This window comes from Pseudomonas sp. MWU12-2029 (assembly GCF_023242425.1).
GTDB lineage: Bacteria > Pseudomonadota > Gammaproteobacteria > Pseudomonadales > Pseudomonadaceae > Aquipseudomonas > Aquipseudomonas kribbensis.
The window spans coordinates 18726-33913 of the sequence record NZ_JALJDY010000017.1; the positions used below are offsets into that span (position 1 = coordinate 18726).

Sequence of the window (15188 nt, forward strand, 5' to 3'; positions counted from 1 at the left end):
GAGCGTCGAATACAAGCTGCCCTGCGTGATTCCGGGTCATTGGCAGCCAAGGCCGACACGCAAGCTGAATGTTCGACGGTTTGCGAGTTTTGTGGGTGTTACAAGGTTCACCCGGATAATTCCGTTCGCTAGATTCGGGCTCGGTTATTTGCCGAAACCGATCACCCGGCGTGGTTGCCGGGTGATCGGGCGTTCATCGGTCAGGGCAGGGGATGGGTGTACACCTTGTGTCCACCTTTCCAGGTTTCACAGACCTTGATGTCACGGATGCTGGTAGCCGCAACCTTTTCATCGAGCGGGTTCTCGCCGAGAATCACGAAGTCGGCGAAATGCCCGTCCTGCAGCGAACCGGTAAAGGCATCGGCATGGCACTGCCACGCAGCGTCATAGGTGATGGCTTTGAGCGCTTGCTGGCGGGTCAGGCATTGCCCTTCGTTGAGCACGGGTTGTCGGGCTGCGTCTTTGACAAACGTACCGTTCTTGTCGCGTATGCCTTCCATCTTGCGGGTCACCGCCTGTTCCATCGAGCGCAACGGCCCCAACGGGGTGACGGTGCAATCGCTGTGCAACGAGATGCGCAGGCCTCTGTCCAGGGCGTCCTGGCACAGGTCGAGCATTTCGCTGGCCCGTTCCTCGAAAATCGCCTGTTCGAACGCATACCCCCAATAACCGACGTGACCGATCAGGAAGCTGGGAGAGATGCCCAGATCCTTCATTTGGTCGAGCGTGTCATTGCTCAGCATTGAGCAGTGTTCGATGCGATGGCGTTTTTCCAGGCCGCTCTGGCCGTTCAACGCCTCCTTGTAAGCCTGCAAGGTGAACGCGATGGCCCGGTCGCCGTTGGCATGGATCATCAGTGGCCAGCCGGTTTTCACGGCTTCCTTCAATGTTTTTTCGTAGGTGTCGGGCAGCGTTTTTGGCTCTTTGTCATCGGCGTCGACGAAGTTGAAGTTGCCATATGGGGAGGTGGCATCGCAGCAGTATTTCCGGGATTGGTAGCCGGTCAGGCCCTGATTCGAGCCATCGGAGATCAGCTTGACGGACCCTTGATAAAAAAGTCGTGCGGCTTCTTTGGTCACCGGTTTGTATTTTTCGATCTTGCTGAAATCCACACCATTACAGGCCGCTGCATACCCGACGCGCAGATTACGCGGATGTGTCAGTCCATAGGCTTCCAGAATCACCTTGGATACCGGATCCACCATGGCGTCGTACAGCAGCGTGATGCCCCGGCTGGACGCGTTGTCGAAGTACTTCTTCATGTATTTGAAGATGTTCACCACATCGAGCGCCTGTATGAGCGGAATCGCGCTGATGGCGAGCATGACCCCGGCCTCTTCCTGCAGGACGCCTTGCGTGGCGTTCACAAACGCCTGGGCAGTCGGGTATTGCTTCTTGAAGTCCGGATCCTTTTTGCACTGGTGGTCATACACGGCGTTGGTCGCGGCGGTGTTCAGGTAAACGGTGTGCATGGAGGCGCTCATCATCAGCAACGGACTTTTGCTGACGATGCTGTCCAGATTGCCGATGTTGTCCTGAGCCGGGTCGAAACTGGCGTCGCAATAGAAGCGGGTCAGTTGTTTTTGCCCGTTCTTGTCGACGATCAGTGGCATCAGCGCCGGATCGACCATGTGCCCGAGAATCCAGGTCTTGTTGTCTTTGGGCAGGTCATCCTTGATGAGCCTCACCAGGTAGTCCCAGTTGTAGAGGGGGCGCAGTTGTTGCGTGAAGTCGTCGATCGGCCCCAGGTCCCGCCAGTTGCTCATGACGCACGACTGCACGATATGGGCGTGCGGTTCGACCAGTCCCGGCAGCAGGGTTCTGTTCTCCAGCGACTGGATCTTGTACTTGATGCCCTTGGCCTTCATGCGCTCCTGCACATGGGCGAGGGTGCCCGACGCAACCACGTCACCGCCATGGATGCCCAGGGCTTCGACCTGCTCATCCATGTTGCCGTATATCAGGGGGTAGATGGTGCCGCCGGTGAAGATCAACGATTCGCTGCCGGGTTCCGGTAGCAGCCCGGCGACCTTGCCTGCGAAGGCTTTAAGGTCGACGGTGTGTCTGAGCGTATTCCATACCGGGTTTTCGCAGCCGCAATGGGTGCAGCCTTGACCCTGTCCATGTGATCCCATGATTCCATTCCTCAGGTTTTCGGTGGTTTGAGGCGTGACGCACGGAGTGTGCGAACAGCAAGCGTAGCAGGCACTTTGATATCGGACGGTCAGTCGTCGGCAACCGGGCTTTTGGCGCTGCACTGTGCTTGTCTCAGACTGCAACAGCTGTCGCGAAATTGGACGCCGGGAGGCCACGCAAAGATTGGCGCGACACTGTGATGAGCGCGTAACTGCTTGATTGAACAGCTTATCGGCAAGCTGGCACGCTCCGTGTATTGCTCACCTCAGACGTTTCGCTTGCCTCCGTCCGTGCATCGCCACGAACGGCAGAAACCATAAAAACGATAAGCCACAAAAATAAGAAAGCACCGTGCGAGGTTCGACGTTGATGAAGAGAAAACTCCGATCAGGCATGAGCGCCAGCCTGCTGGCCGTGGCCGCTTGCGTGGCCCTGCATTCGCCCCACAGCCTGGCAGCCCGTGACGCCCAGACCATCCTCAAGGAAACCTGCCAGGGCTGTCATACCCCTGAAGCCGGCGACCGGTTGAGCCGTATCAGTCATCAGCGCAAGACCCCGGAAGGCTGGCTGATGAGCATCGCCCGCATGCAGACCATGCACGGTCTGCAGATCAGCGATGAAGACCGCCGCACACTGGTCAAATACCTGGCCGACACCCAGGGCCTGGCGCCCAGCGAAACCGATGGCGTGCGTTATGCGCTGGAACGTCGGTTGAACACCGTCGAGCAGTTCGACGAGAAAACCGCGCAGATGTGCGGCCGCTGCCACTCCGGCGCGCGGATCGCCCTGCAACGGCGTCCGGCTCAGGAATGGGAGCGTCTGGTGAACTTCCACCTCGGCCAATGGCCGTCGCTGGAGTATCAGGCGCTGGCCCGGGATCGCGACTGGTTCGATATCGCCCGCAAGGAAATGGTCCCGCTGCTGGCCAAGCGTTATCCGCTGGACAACCCGGCGTGGCAGGCGTGGATAAAAGCCGCACCGAAAGCCGAAGCCTTGGTGGGCGACTGGAGCTTCAGCGGCCACCTGCCGGGCAAGGGTGAACTGGCCGGCACCATGACCGTCACCGCCGATGGCAGTGACACCTTCAAGGTTGCCGTCAAAGGTCAGTATGCCGATGGCAGCCTGTTCAACGGCGATGGCAGCGCGATCCTCTACAGCGGCTACGAATGGCGCGGCAACGTGACCGTCGATGGCGTGACCATGCGTCAGGTGTTCGCCGCACAAGGCAACGCCATGCAGGGCCGGATGTTCGAGGCCGAGCACGATGAGCGCGGCCTCGACTTTGTCGCTGCCAAACAGGGTTCGCAACGCTTACTGGCGGTGCAGCCGGGTTATGTGAAGGCCGGCAGCGAAACCGAAGTGACCCTGATCGGCAGCGGCCTGAGCGGCAAGCCGAATTTCGGCAAAGGCGTGGATGTAGTCGAAGTGGTCGAGCAGAACGCCGAGCGGATCAAGGTCAAGGTCAAAGCCGCAGCCAATGCCCAGCCGGGCCTGCGCGCCGTCAGCGTCGGCAGCCTGAAAGGCCCGAGCCTGTCGGTGTACAGCACGATCGCTTCGGTCAAAGTGGTGCCGGAATTCTCGGTGGCGCGGATCGGCGAGGGCGGCGGTTCGACGCCGAAAGTCCAGGGCCGCTTCGACGCCGAAGCCTGGGGCAAGGGCGCCGACGGCAAACCGTATCGCATCGGCGTGTTCCCGGCGCAATGGAAAGTCGAAGCCTTCGACGAGCGCGCCAAAGAGGACGAAGACGTCAAGTTCGCCGGCACCATGCAGGCCGATGCGGGCGTGTTCACCCCGGGCGATGCCGGGCCTAATCCGGCACGCAAGATGTCCACCAACAATGCCGGCAACCTCAAAGTGATCGCCGCCGTCGACGACGCAGGGAAATCCCTGAGCGGCGAAGGCCACCTGATCGTCACCGTGCAACGCTGGAACAATCCACCCATTCCCTGATGTTGAAACGTGAGTTGTGCTGAGCGACAGCGATTCAGACATTTTTCGGAATGACCGCAAGTCCCCCAAGCGGGGCTTGCACAGGAGGTTTGCAATGGGCGCTATCTTGAATCTGGTCGAACGTAATCTGCACGAAGTGCACGTCGACGCCGACCGCATGCTGTTTCACATCCCCAGCAGTTCGCTGTTTGCCAGCGATGAACTGACCGGCACCATCATCGATGCGTTGCGTGGCCCTGGCTGCTCATCGGAAGACCTGATCCAGCGCCTCGGCGCGCGGTTCAATGGCGAGGAAATCAACGAGACCCTGCGCGAGCTGATCTCGCTGGAGCTGGTCAGCGACGGCTCGCCGCTGACCCCGGACATCGCGGTCAAGCGCGTCGAGCGCACCGCGATCAATACCGTGGTGCTCAACGTCAACACAGGTTGCAATCTGAGCTGCACCTACTGCTACAAGGAAGACCTCGACAAGCCGTCCGCCGGCAAGAAAATGGACGTCGAAACCGCCATCGCCTCGGTGGAAATGCTGCTGCGTGAATCCCCTGACGAAGAGCGCTTCACCGTGGTGTTTTTCGGCGGCGAACCGCTGAGCAATCGCAAGCTGATCGAGTACATGGTTGACTACTGCGAAAAGCGTTTTGCCGAGGCCGGGAAGTTCGTCGAGTTCGTGATGACCACCAACGCCACGCTGCTCACCGAAGAAACCGTGGACTATCTGAATGCCCACCGCTTCGGGCTGTCAGTGAGCATCGACGGGCCGAAAACCGTGCACGACCGCAATCGCATCACCGTGGGCGGGCAGGGCACTTACGACGTGGTGCGGCGCAAGGCCGAAATGCTGTTGTCGCGCTACAACAGTCGCCCGGTCGGCGCGCGGGTGACCCTGACCACCGGCGTCACCGACGTTGAAACCATCTGGGATCACCTGTTCAACGAGCTGGGGTTTGCCGAAGTCGGATTTGCCCCGGTGACCTCCGGCGATATCAGCAGTTTCAACCTGACCAACGACGAATTGATCGAAGTCTTTGCCAGCATGAAACGCCTCGGTCGGCGTTATCTGGACGCGGCGCTGGAGCACCGCAACATCGGGTTCTCCAACCTGCATCAGTTGATCACCGATATTCATGAAGGCCACAAAAAGGCCCTACCGTGCGGTGCCGGGCTGAAGATGCTGGCGGTCGATCACAAGGGCGAATTGAACCTGTGCCATCGCTTCACCGGCTCGTCTCTGCCGACCTTCGGCAACGTCCACAGCGGCGTTAAACAGGTTGAGTTGAACGACTTTCTGTCCCAGCGCCTGGATCGCACCAACACTGGTTGCCATGACTGTCAGATCCGCAACCTGTGCTCCGGCGGCTGCTACCACGAGAGCTACGCCCGCTACGGCGATCCGGCCCACCCGACGTATCACTACTGCGAACTGATGCGTGACTGGGTCGACTTCGGCATCGAGGTCTACACCCGGATCATGGCCGCCAACCCTGCGTTCATCAGCAGCTACATCACTCCGCGCAAGGCTCACTGATATGAAACATCTCAAGGCAATCAATAACAAAGCGTTGAAGCTGGATCAGGCCGCGGACGAGAACCGCATTGAAGAGGTGGTGGCGATGAGTTCGGTCGCAGGCTGCGCTTCGACCACCGACCCGGGCTGGGAAATCGATGCGTTCGGCGGGGTGTCGTCGCTGTGCCAGCCGATGGAGGCCGACCTGTATGGCTGCTCCGACCCCTGCTGGTGGCCGGCCCAGGTGCCGGACATGATGAGCACCTATCCGGACTGGAACAAGGATGCCCAGGCGTCCAACGACAACTGGCGCAACCTCGGCACTGTCTTTCCGAAAGACAAGTGATCCATAAGAAGAAGGATTCCGGCATGCACAACTTCAAAGCCTGCGGCCTTGCCGCACTCGCGGTTCTGAGCGCCTGTTCGCTCCCGGTTCTGGCCGATGAAAACACCGCGCTGCAAGATGGTCACGAGTACATGTTGACCACCAATTATCCGAACAACCTGCACGTCATCGACCTGGCGACCGACAGCTTGTACAAGACCTGCAAGATGCCCGATGCCTTCGGTCCCGGCACTGTGCAACTGTCGCCGGATCGCAAGACCGCGTACGTGCTGAACAACCATTACGCCGATGTTTACGGTGTAGAGCTGGACAGCTGCAAGCAGGTATTCCACGCCAGCATCACTCAGCAGCCGGGCGAGAAGGCACGGTCGATGTTCGCCTTCACCGTCAGCCACGACGGCAAAGAGCTGTACACCATCGCCAACCCGACGCTGATGCTCAACGATCACTACGAGGTCAAGCAGCCGCGTCTGGACGTCTACGCCACCGACGCCGGAATGAACGCCAAACCGGTGCGCAGCTTCCCGGCGCCACGACAGTTGACGATCATGCAGAGCGGCGATGACGGCACGTTGTATGTGGCTGGCGCCGATGTGTACAAGGTCGATGTGAAGAACGGCAAGTTCGACGTGCTGATCCCCAGCCGCCACTGGAAACGCCCGAACTACAGCGCGCCGGACGTGCTCTATGTGTGGAACCAGCAGACCTATCGCCACGATTTCTCGCTGCTGTACACGGCAGCCAAGTTCAAGGACAAGAAACAGGATCCAGCCACCGCTGAATACCTGTACGGCTTGTTCAGCGTTGATCTGAAAACCGGCAAGACCGAAACCACCGACTTCGGCCCGATGACCGAAATCTATTTCAGCGGCATGCGCTCGCCGAAGGATCCGAACCTGATGTTCGGTGTGCTCAATCGTCTGGCCAAGTACGACATCAAGCAGAAAAAGCTGATCCAGGCGGCCACGCTGGACCATTCCTACTACTGCATTTCGTTCAACAAGGAAGGCAGCAAGATCTACCTGGCCGGGACGTTCAACGATGTGGCGATCTTCGATGCCGAAACCATGAAACAGACCGGCAGCATCAAGTTGCCGGGTGGGGATATGGCGATTACTACGGCGCAGATATTTGTTCGTTGATGGGTGGCGTCAGGGATGACGCCATCGCGAGCAAGCTCGCTCCCACAGGGGGGTGGTGAACGACACCAAACCAATGTGGGAGCTGGCTTGCCAGCGATGAGGCCTTCAAATACCCGGAAAAATCAGGCCCCTGGCACCGGGCAACCCACATCCCCTTCCTCACACTTCAAATACTGCTTGAGCGCCTCGGTTCGATCTTTGGTCACGCGCGTGATGCATGAGCTGTAGATCATCGGGTACATACTCCCGCCCTTTACCCCGGATGCCGAAAATTCGCATTCGGCATCGCGAAATCCAATCCACGCCCGCTGAGCACTGACCAGCAGTTTTTTGCTGGCAGGCTCGCCTTTCAGCCGGGCGGTGATCTGTTGATAAACCGCATTCAATTCCTTATCGGCCGCCTTGTATTCTTGCCCGGCACACTGATTCATCGTCGCCTGATCACTGGCATTGGTGCAGTCGACGGCAGCGTGGGCAACGGAAGTGAAAAGAAAAGGCGTCAGGGCCAAGAGCAGGCGTGGGGACATGGGGGGTCTCGCTGTTTGCGGTGAAGAAATGTGCAGTGTAGACAGGCGAAGGATGACTTCGATCAGTCGTTTGATACAACTTCGCATTGGACATGTGGTCATACAAGCCTACTGTTCAAAACAGGAGGTGACGTATGAAACCAGTACCCAACAGCTTTGAACGTAAAATCATGCTCCGCTCGCCGCGCTCCCATGTCTGGCGTGCGCTGGTCGATGCGGAGGCGTTTGGCCAGTGGTTTGGCGTGGCTCTGGAAGGGCGGCGGTTTATCGCCGGCGAGTGGACGCAGGGGCAGGTCACGTACCCCGGTTATGAACATGTGCTCTGGAACGTGCTGGTGGAGCGGGTCGAGCCCCAGCAGTTGTTTTCCTTTCGCTGGCACCCGTATGCGGTGAACCCGAAAATCGACTACTCCCAGGAACCGACCACACTGGTCAAATTCGAGCTTCAGGACTATGAGAACGGCACGCTGCTGAAGGTTTCCGAGTCAGGTTTCGCGCATATTCCCGATGTGCGTCAGAAAGAGGCCTACTACATGGACAGCCGTGGCTGGGAAGAGCAGTTAAGCAGGCTCGAACACTTTCTCGCCGAAACCGACAGGGCACGCGAGCGTGAAGGTGGCTGATAACGAGTGGTTTGATCCGTGGTTGAAACGTTGGGGGCTGGCGCCGGACGGCATTCCGATCATCACGCCGGGCAGCAAGCTGTTGCCGGTGCGTCAGGGCGACGTACCGGCGATGCTGAAAGTCGCGGTGGACGACGAGGAAAAGTACGGCAACTTGCTGATGACCTGGTGGGATGGCGATGGCGCCGCCCGGGTGCTCGCTCATCACGAGGAAGGCATGTTGCTGGAGCGGGCCATGGGCCGGCGTTCGTTGATGCACATGGCGCTCAATGGTGAGGATGACGAGGCCACCCGGATTATGTGTCGGGCATTGGCGCGGTTGCATGCACCGCGCCCTGCGAAGCCACCAACACTGGTGGAGCTGGCGCCGTGGTTTGCCTCGCTCCGAGTGGCCGCCGCCCGATACGGCGGCCAATATTCTGTTTGCCTGCAAATGGCTGAAACCTTGCTCGCCGCGCCCCGGGATATCGTGGTTCTGCACGGCGACATGCACCACGACAACGTCCTCGATTTCGGTCCGCGCGGCTGGCTGGCCATTGACCCGAAACGGGTGCGGGGCGAGCGTGGTTATGACTACGCCAACCTGATCTGCAATCCGGAACTACCGACGGCTGCCGATCCTGAACGCTTTCGACGGCAAGTCGATGTGATCAGTGAAACGGCGGGACTTGAGCGAAAACGCCTTCTGCAATGGGTACTGGCGTTTGCCGGACTGTCTGCCGCATGGTTCATGGAGGATGACGAGCAGAAATCCGCCGCCGGACAGCTGAAAGTCGCGGATCTGGCGGCTGCTGCACTCAATGCCCGACACGTCTAAGGGTTTTCGGAAGGGGTGCTATGGCGAATGTCTTACACGCGCTGGTAGCTTTTTCGACTATTGCCGATTGGATCCACAGCGTAATCTAGCCTCATCAACTGAAGCACAGGGAGTGTTTCAGGATCATGGATGATCGACCATATGCAAGGATCGCTGCCGACAGGGAGTCGATAATGGTCTTGGGAAAAACCCGCTTCGGCGGGTTTTTTTTCGCCTATGGAAAAGTGCCGTGCCCAAACAGAAACACCGCCGATTGGCGGTGTTTCTGCATCTGCAGGTTTTACGAGGCGATCAGCTGTCGTAACACGTAATGCAGGATCCCGCCGGACTTGAAGTACTCCACTTCGTTCAAGGTATCGATGCGGCAGAGCACTTCGATCTTCTCCTGACGTCCGTCTTCCCGGGTGATGACCAGTGTCAGGTTCATCCGTGGCGTCAGTTCGACACCGGTCAAACCCTGAATATCCAGGGTTTCCTTGCCGGTGAGGTTCAGGCTCTTGCGGTTCTGATCGAGCTTGAACTGCAACGGCAGCACGCCCATGCCCACCAGGTTGGAACGGTGAATCCGCTCGAAGCTTTCGGCGATCACCGCTTTCACCCCCAGCAGGTTGGTACCCTTGGCGGCCCAGTCGCGGCTGGAGCCGGTGCCGTATTCTTGCCCGGCAATCACCACCAGCGGGGTGCCCGAAGCCTGATAACGCATGGCCGCGTCGTAGATGGCGAGTTTTTCGCCGGTTGGGATGTAGATCGTGTTGCCACCTTCTTCGCCACCGAGCATTTCATTGCGGATGCGGATGTTGGCGAACGTGCCGCGCATCATCACTTCGTGGTTGCCCCGGCGTGAACCGTAGGAGTTGAAGTCCCGCGGTTCCACACCTTTTTCCCGCAGATAACGCCCGGCCGGGCTGTCAGCCTTGATGTTGCCGGCGGGGGAGATGTGGTCAGTGGTCACCGAATCGCCCAACAGTGCCAGCACTCGCGCGCCTTTCACATCGGTGATCACCGGCAAAGGCCCGGCTATGTCATCGAAGAACGGCGGGTGCTGGATGTAGGTCGAGTCATCCTGCCAGACATAGGTGGCAGCTTGCGGCACTTCGATGGCTTGCCACTGTTCGTCACCGGCAAACACCTCGGCGTACTCCTTGTGGAACATCGCCGTGTTGACCTGATTCACGGCGTCGGCGATTTCCTTGCTGCTCGGCCAGATATCGCGCAGGTAGACCGGATTGCCTTGCTTGTCTTGGCCCAGCGGTTCGCTGCTGATGTCCGTGCGCACGGTGCCGGCCAGAGCGTAGGCGACGACCAGCGGTGGTGAGGCCAGCCAGTTTGTTTTCACCAGTGGATGCACCCGGCCTTCAAAATTGCGGTTACCGGACAGCACTGACGCCACGGTCAGGTCGGCTTTCTGAATGGCTTTTTCGATCGGCTCCGGCAGCGGCCCGGAGTTGCCGATGCAAGTGGTGCAGCCATAGCCCACCAATGAAAAACCGAGTTGGTCGAGGTACTGAGTCAGTCCGGCAGCCTTGTAATAGTCAGTGACGACTTTGGAGCCCGGTGCCAGTGAGCTTTTCACCCACGGTTTGCGGGTCAGGCCTTTCTCCACGGCTTTTTTCGCCAGCAGACCGGCGGCCATCATCACGCTCGGGTTGGAAGTGTTGGTGCAGGACGTGATCGCGGCAATCACCACGGCACCGTTTTTCAGGCGATAGGTGTGGCCGTCGTACTCGTAGTCCGTTTCTCCGACCAGATCGGCATTGCCCACCGCGACACCGCCGCCGCCTTCGCTTTCCAGACGCCCTTCGTCCTTGCTGACGGGTTTGAATTGCAGGTCGAGGAAGTCGCTGAACGCCTGGCCGACATGCGGCAGCGAGACGCGATCCTGCGGGCGTTTCGGCCCGGCGAGGCTGGCTTCGACGCTGCCCATGTCCAGCGCCAGACTATCGGTGAACACCGGCTCCTGACCGGGCAGGCGCCACAGGCCCTGGGCCTTGGTGTAGGCCTCGACCAGTTTCACCACTTCGGTGGGGCGACCGGACAGGCGCAGGTATTCGAGAGTCACGTCATCGACCGGGAAGAAGCCGCAGGTCGCGCCATATTCCGGGGCCATGTTGGCGATGGTCGCGCGGTCGGCCAGTGGCAGGTCGGCGAGGCCGTCACCGTAGAACTCGACGAATTTGCCGACCACGCCTTTCTTGCGCAGCATCTGGGTCACGGTCAGCACCAGATCGGTGGCGGTGATGCCTTCCTTGAGCTTGCCGGTGAGTTTGAAGCCGATCACCTCGGGAATCAGCATTGACACCGGTTGCCCGAGCATCGCCGCTTCCGCCTCGATCCCGCCGACGCCCCAGCCAAGTACGCCCAGGCCGTTGATCATGGTGGTGTGGGAGTCAGTGCCGACCAGCGTGTCGGGGAAGGCATAGGTGCGGCCGTCTTCGTCCTTGGTCCACACCGTGCGTCCGAGGTATTCGAGGTTGACCTGGTGGCAGATCCCGGTGCCCGGCGGCACCACGCTGAAGTTGTCGAAGGCGCTCTGGCCCCAGCGCAGGAAGGCGTAGCGTTCGCCGTTGCGCTGCATTTCGATGTCGACGTTCTGTTCGAATGCGCTGGCGCTGGCGAACTTGTCGACCATCACCGAGTGGTCGATCACCAGATCCACCGGCGACAGCGGGTTGATTCGCTGCGGATCGCCGCCGGCCTTGGCCATGGCGGCGCGCATCGCGGCCAGATCGACCACCGCGGGGACGCCAGTAAAGTCCTGCATCAGTACGCGGGCAGGACGGTACTGGATTTCCCGGTCGGAGCGACGCTCCTTGAGCCACGCGGCAATCGCCTTGAGGTCGGCGCCGGTGACGGTTTTTTCATCTTCCCAGCGCAGCAGGTTTTCCAGCAGGACTTTCAGTGACATCGGCAGCTTGTCGAGAACGCCCAAGGTCTTGGCGGCATCCGGCAAGCTGAAATAGTGGTAAGTCTTGTCGTCGACTTTCAGGGTTTTAAGGGATTTCAGACTATCGAGGGACGGCATTACGATCACTCCTTTGAGTCCGCACGGCTACGGACTGAGGGGACGGGCAGAGCTATCAACGTAGCCCTGTTTTCAGTAGCTGGCTAATAACTGGACTCTATGGGCAAGTCCAAGGTTCCGACATCGGCTATCATGCGCCGGTTTTCGTGACAGGCTTTGCTTTGACGCAAGCCTGGACATCGCGCAGGGGATGAATGACCGCCCTCTGCCCAGGAGTAAGAATGAACACCCTATTCATGCATTGCCGGCCGGGCTTCGAAGGCGAAGTCTGCTCGGAGATTTCCGATCTCGCCGCCCAACTGAACGTGGCCGGCTACGCCAAGGCCAAACCGGCGACCGCTTGCGCCGAGTTCGTCTGCACCGAAGAAGACGGCGCCGAGCGCCTGATGCGTGGCCAGCGTTTCGCCGAGTTGATCTTCCCGCGCCAATGGGCTCGCGGGGTTTTCATCGATCTGCCGGAAACCGATCGCATCAGCGTGATCCTCGCGCACATGGCCGAATTCCCGGTGTGCGGCAGCCTGTGGCTGGAAGTCGTGGACACCAATGACGGCAAGGAATTGTCGAATTTCTGCAAGAAGTTCGAAGGCCCGCTGCGCAAGGCACTGACCGGCGCCGGCAAACTGGTGGACGACGCCGACAAGCCGCGCCTGCTGCTGACCTTCAAGAGCGGCCGTGAAGTGTTCCTCGGTCTGGCCGATGCCGGTAACTCGGCGATGTGGCCGATGGGCATTCCGCGCCTGAAGTTCCCGCGTGAGGCGCCAAGCCGTTCCACGTTGAAGCTGGAAGAAGCCTGGCACCACTTTATCCCCCGGGATCAGTGGGACGAGCGCCTGCACAGCGACATGACCGGTGTCGACCTCGGCGCGGCGCCGGGCGGCTGGACCTGGCAACTGGTCAATCGCGGCATGCTGGTGACGGCCATCGATAACGGCCCGATGGCGGAAAGCCTGATGGACACCGGTCTGGTACAGCACTTGATGGCCGACGGTTTCACCTTCAAGCCCAAGCAACCGGTGGACTGGATGGTCTGCGACATCGTCGAGAAGCCGGCGCGCAACGCCGCGATGCTCGAAGAATGGATCGGCGAGGGTCATTGCCGCGAAGCGGTGGTCAACCTCAAGTTGCCGATGAAGCAGCGTTACGCCGAAGTGAAGCGTCTGCTGGAGCGCATCGCCGATGGTTTCAAGGCCCGGGGAATCAAGGTCGACATCGGCTGCAAGCAGCTGTACCACGACCGCGAGGAAGTGACCTGCCATTTGCGCCGCCATGACGTGAAGAAAGCCAAAGCCCGCTGAGCGCGCGACAGGTGACCGAACACCCGGCATTGGGCGACAATGCCGGCCAGTTTCAGGAGTGAATCATGAGTGAAATGATTAATACGCCGGTCGACGGCACCCTCGACGCCACGGGCCTCAATTGCCCGGAGCCGGTGATGATGCTGCACCAGCACATCCGTGACCTGGTGCCCGGCGGCCTGCTCAAGGTGATCGCCACCGACCCGTCGACCCGTCGCGACATCCCCAAGTTCTGCGTGTTTCTCGACCATGAACTGGTGGGGCAACACGAAGAAGCCGGGACCTATCTGTACTGGATTCGCAAGAAGTCCGGTTGATCGGAAGGCAAAAAAAAGACCTGCAGTTGCAGGTCTTTTTTTATGGCCGGTCAGCCCAGCGAGCGGCTGATGCGGATGCGCTTGCGTGCACTGCGCGTCAGGCGGATCGACAGCATCAGTGCCGCACAGCTCAGGCCGACGATCAGGCCTTCCCACAAGCCGCTCGGGCCGCGCGGCTCGCCGAACCAGTCGGTCAGGCCGAGGGCGTAACCCACCGGCAGGCCGATGCCCCAGTAGGCGAACAGGGTCAGGATCATCGTCACCCGCGTGTCCTGATAACCGCGCAGGGCGCCGGCGGCGGTCACCTGGATCGCGTCGGAGAACTGGAACAGCGCCGAGTACACGATCAGCATCGCGGCGATGTGAATCACCATCGGATCCGAGGTGTAGATCGCTGCAATGTGTTCGCGCATCAGCAGCATCATGCTCGCCGACAGGCAGGCGTAGGCCAGCGCGGTGCCCATGCCGACACCCGCCGCAAAACGCGCTTCACGGGGTTCTTCACGGCCCAATGCCTGGCCGACCCGCACGGTCACGGCCATGCCCAATGAATACGGAATCATGAACACCAGCGAGCTGACGTTCAGCGCGATCTGATGCCCGGCCACCACGGTGGCGCCAAGGCTGCCGATCAGCAGCGCAATCACCGCAAAGATGCTCGACTCGGCAAACACCGCAATACCAATCGGCAGACCGATGGCCAGCAGGCGCTTGATCACCGCCCATTGCGGCCAGTCGAAACGGCTGAACAGTTCGCTCGACTTGTAGGCCGGCGCCCAGCGCTCGTAACCGGCCAGGCCCAGCGCCATCACCCACATCACGATCGCCGTGGCCCAGCCACAACCGACGCCGCCCATGGCCGGGACGCCGAAGTGGCCGTAAATGAACACGTAGTTGAGCGGAATGTTCAGCGCCAGACCACAGAGGCCCAGCACCATCGCCGGGCGGGTGCGACCGAGGCCATCACTGGTGCAGCGCAGCACATGGTAGAAGGCCACTGCCGGCAGACCGCTGGCGATGCCGTGCAGGTACTGCATGCACGGGCCGATCAGTTCCGGATCGACCTTCATCAGGTGCAGGATCGGTTCGGCGCTGAACAGCATGCCGGTCGCCATCAGTCCGACCACCAGTGCCAGCCACAAGGCCTGACGCACGATCGGGCCGATCTCGCTGTGGGTGCCGGCGCCGAAGCGCTGGGCGACTTTCGGCGTGGTGGCCAGCAGGGTACCGGTCATCAGCAGGAACACCGGCACCCAGATCGAGTTGCCCAGTGCCACGGCCGCCAGATCCTTTGGCCCGACGCGCCCGGCCATCACCGCATCGACGAAGCCCATGGCGGTGGTTGCCAGCTGCGCGATCATGATCGGCAGGGCCAGGCCGAGCAGATTCTTCAGCTCCAGGCGAACCCGGGCAGGGCGGTTGAGGGAAACGGCGTCAGGGCGTTCGGTTACGGAGTTCACAGGCAAAGCGTCCACAGGGGTTGATGCGCAAGGCCGGGCATTCTACGCC

Annotated in this window: 12 protein-coding genes; 8 read left to right on the forward strand and 4 right to left on the reverse strand. The window is 60.4% G+C overall.

Going from position 1 to position 15188, the window contains the following annotated elements; all coding sequences use genetic code 11:
• Nucleotides 1-200: 200 nt before the first annotated feature.
• Nucleotides 201-2135, reverse strand: coding sequence for an amidohydrolase (locus M5B44_RS27855; protein WP_248741228.1), 1935 nt, complete (start codon nt 2133-2135; stop codon nt 201-203).
• Between the two features lie 370 nt (nt 2136-2505).
• Here M5B44_RS27855 and peaA point away from each other — a divergent pair, with 370 nt between their 5' ends.
• From peaA to peaD, 4 genes are all read left to right on the forward strand, one after another.
• Entirely contained in the window at nt 2506-4086 is a 1581-nt protein-coding gene (peaA, locus tag M5B44_RS27860; protein ID WP_248741229.1) for a quinohemoprotein amine dehydrogenase subunit alpha, read from the forward strand.
• Nucleotides 4087-4180: 94 nt separating this feature from the next.
• Nucleotides 4181-5611 carry a quinohemoprotein amine dehydrogenase maturation protein gene (peaB, locus tag M5B44_RS27865; protein ID WP_114884411.1) on the forward strand — a complete coding sequence of 477 codons (1431 nt, stop codon included), beginning with the start codon at nt 4181-4183 and terminating at the stop codon, nt 5609-5611.
• A 1-nt stretch (nt 5612) separates the two neighbouring features.
• Nucleotides 5613-5936, forward strand: coding sequence for a quinohemoprotein amine dehydrogenase subunit gamma (gene qhpC, locus M5B44_RS27870; RefSeq protein ID WP_008016081.1), 324 nt, complete (start codon nt 5613-5615; stop codon nt 5934-5936).
• A gap of 23 nt (nt 5937-5959) precedes the next feature.
• A complete protein-coding gene (gene peaD / locus M5B44_RS27875) occupies nt 5960-7078 on the forward strand; it encodes a quinohemoprotein amine dehydrogenase subunit beta (protein WP_248741230.1) in 1119 nt (372 codons plus the stop codon).
• 122 nt (nt 7079-7200) lie between these two features.
• Here peaD and M5B44_RS27880 read toward each other — a convergent pair whose 3' ends face one another.
• Nucleotides 7201-7605 carry a lysozyme inhibitor LprI family protein gene (locus M5B44_RS27880; RefSeq protein WP_248741231.1) on the reverse strand — a complete coding sequence of 135 codons (405 nt, stop codon included), beginning with the start codon at nt 7603-7605 and terminating at the stop codon, nt 7201-7203.
• A gap of 134 nt (nt 7606-7739) precedes the next feature.
• Here M5B44_RS27880 and M5B44_RS27885 point away from each other — a divergent pair, with 134 nt between their 5' ends.
• Nucleotides 7740-8228, forward strand: coding sequence for an SRPBCC family protein (locus tag M5B44_RS27885; RefSeq protein ID WP_085713126.1), 489 nt, complete (start codon nt 7740-7742; stop codon nt 8226-8228).
• Entirely contained in the window at nt 8221-9045 is an 825-nt protein-coding gene (locus tag M5B44_RS27890; RefSeq protein WP_248741232.1) for an aminoglycoside phosphotransferase family protein, read from the forward strand. The genes M5B44_RS27885 and M5B44_RS27890 overlap by 8 nt, the downstream gene beginning before the upstream one ends.
• A 280-nt stretch (nt 9046-9325) precedes the next feature.
• Here M5B44_RS27890 and acnA read toward each other — a convergent pair whose 3' ends face one another.
• Nucleotides 9326-12067, reverse strand: a complete 2742-nt coding sequence (acnA, locus tag M5B44_RS27895) for an aconitate hydratase AcnA (protein ID WP_248741233.1) — start codon at nt 12065-12067, stop codon at nt 9326-9328.
• Nucleotides 12068-12288: 221 nt separating this feature from the next.
• On the opposite strand from acnA, the gene rlmM reads away from it, so the two are divergent.
• Both rlmM and tusA read left to right on the forward strand, forming a co-directional pair.
• On the forward strand, nt 12289-13362 hold the full coding sequence (rlmM, locus tag M5B44_RS27900; protein WP_114884403.1) for a 23S rRNA (cytidine(2498)-2'-O)-methyltransferase RlmM: 1074 nt from the start codon (nt 12289-12291) through the stop codon (nt 13360-13362).
• A gap of 65 nt (nt 13363-13427) precedes the next feature.
• Nucleotides 13428-13679: a sulfurtransferase TusA gene (tusA, locus tag M5B44_RS27905; protein ID WP_011335204.1), complete on the forward strand. Its 252-nt coding sequence runs from the start codon at nt 13428-13430 to the stop codon at nt 13677-13679.
• Nucleotides 13680-13729: 50 nt separating this feature from the next.
• Here tusA and M5B44_RS27910 read toward each other — a convergent pair whose 3' ends face one another.
• The gene (locus M5B44_RS27910; RefSeq protein ID WP_248741234.1) at nt 13730-15139 is read right to left on the reverse strand and encodes an MATE family efflux transporter; all 1410 of its coding nucleotides are present in this window, start codon (nt 15137-15139) and stop codon (nt 13730-13732) included.
• Nucleotides 15140-15188 lie beyond the last annotated feature (49 nt).

What these genes read in the sequence shown, in the direction of transcription:
- peaB (WP_114884411.1), top strand. Translation starts at nt 4,181, where the DNA reads ATGGGCGCTATCTTGAATCTGGTCGAACGTAATCTGCACGAAGTGCAC.
- acnA (WP_248741233.1), bottom strand. Translation starts at nt 12,067, where the DNA reads ATGCCGTCCCTCGATAGTCTGAAATCCCTTAAAACCCTGAAAGTCGAC.
- rlmM (WP_114884403.1), top strand. Translation starts at nt 12,289, where the DNA reads ATGAACACCCTATTCATGCATTGCCGGCCGGGCTTCGAAGGCGAAGTC.
- M5B44_RS27885 (WP_085713126.1), top strand. Translation starts at nt 7,740, where the DNA reads ATGAAACCAGTACCCAACAGCTTTGAACGTAAAATCATGCTCCGCTCG.
- M5B44_RS27855 (WP_248741228.1), bottom strand. Translation starts at nt 2,135, where the DNA reads ATGGGATCACATGGACAGGGTCAAGGCTGCACCCATTGCGGCTGCGAA.
- M5B44_RS27880 (WP_248741231.1), bottom strand. Translation starts at nt 7,605, where the DNA reads ATGTCCCCACGCCTGCTCTTGGCCCTGACGCCTTTTCTTTTCACTTCC.
- qhpC (WP_008016081.1), top strand. Translation starts at nt 5,613, where the DNA reads ATGAAACATCTCAAGGCAATCAATAACAAAGCGTTGAAGCTGGATCAG.
- peaD (WP_248741230.1), top strand. Translation starts at nt 5,960, where the DNA reads ATGCACAACTTCAAAGCCTGCGGCCTTGCCGCACTCGCGGTTCTGAGC.
- peaA (WP_248741229.1), top strand. Translation starts at nt 2,506, where the DNA reads ATGAAGAGAAAACTCCGATCAGGCATGAGCGCCAGCCTGCTGGCCGTG.
- tusA (WP_011335204.1), top strand. Translation starts at nt 13,428, where the DNA reads ATGAGTGAAATGATTAATACGCCGGTCGACGGCACCCTCGACGCCACG.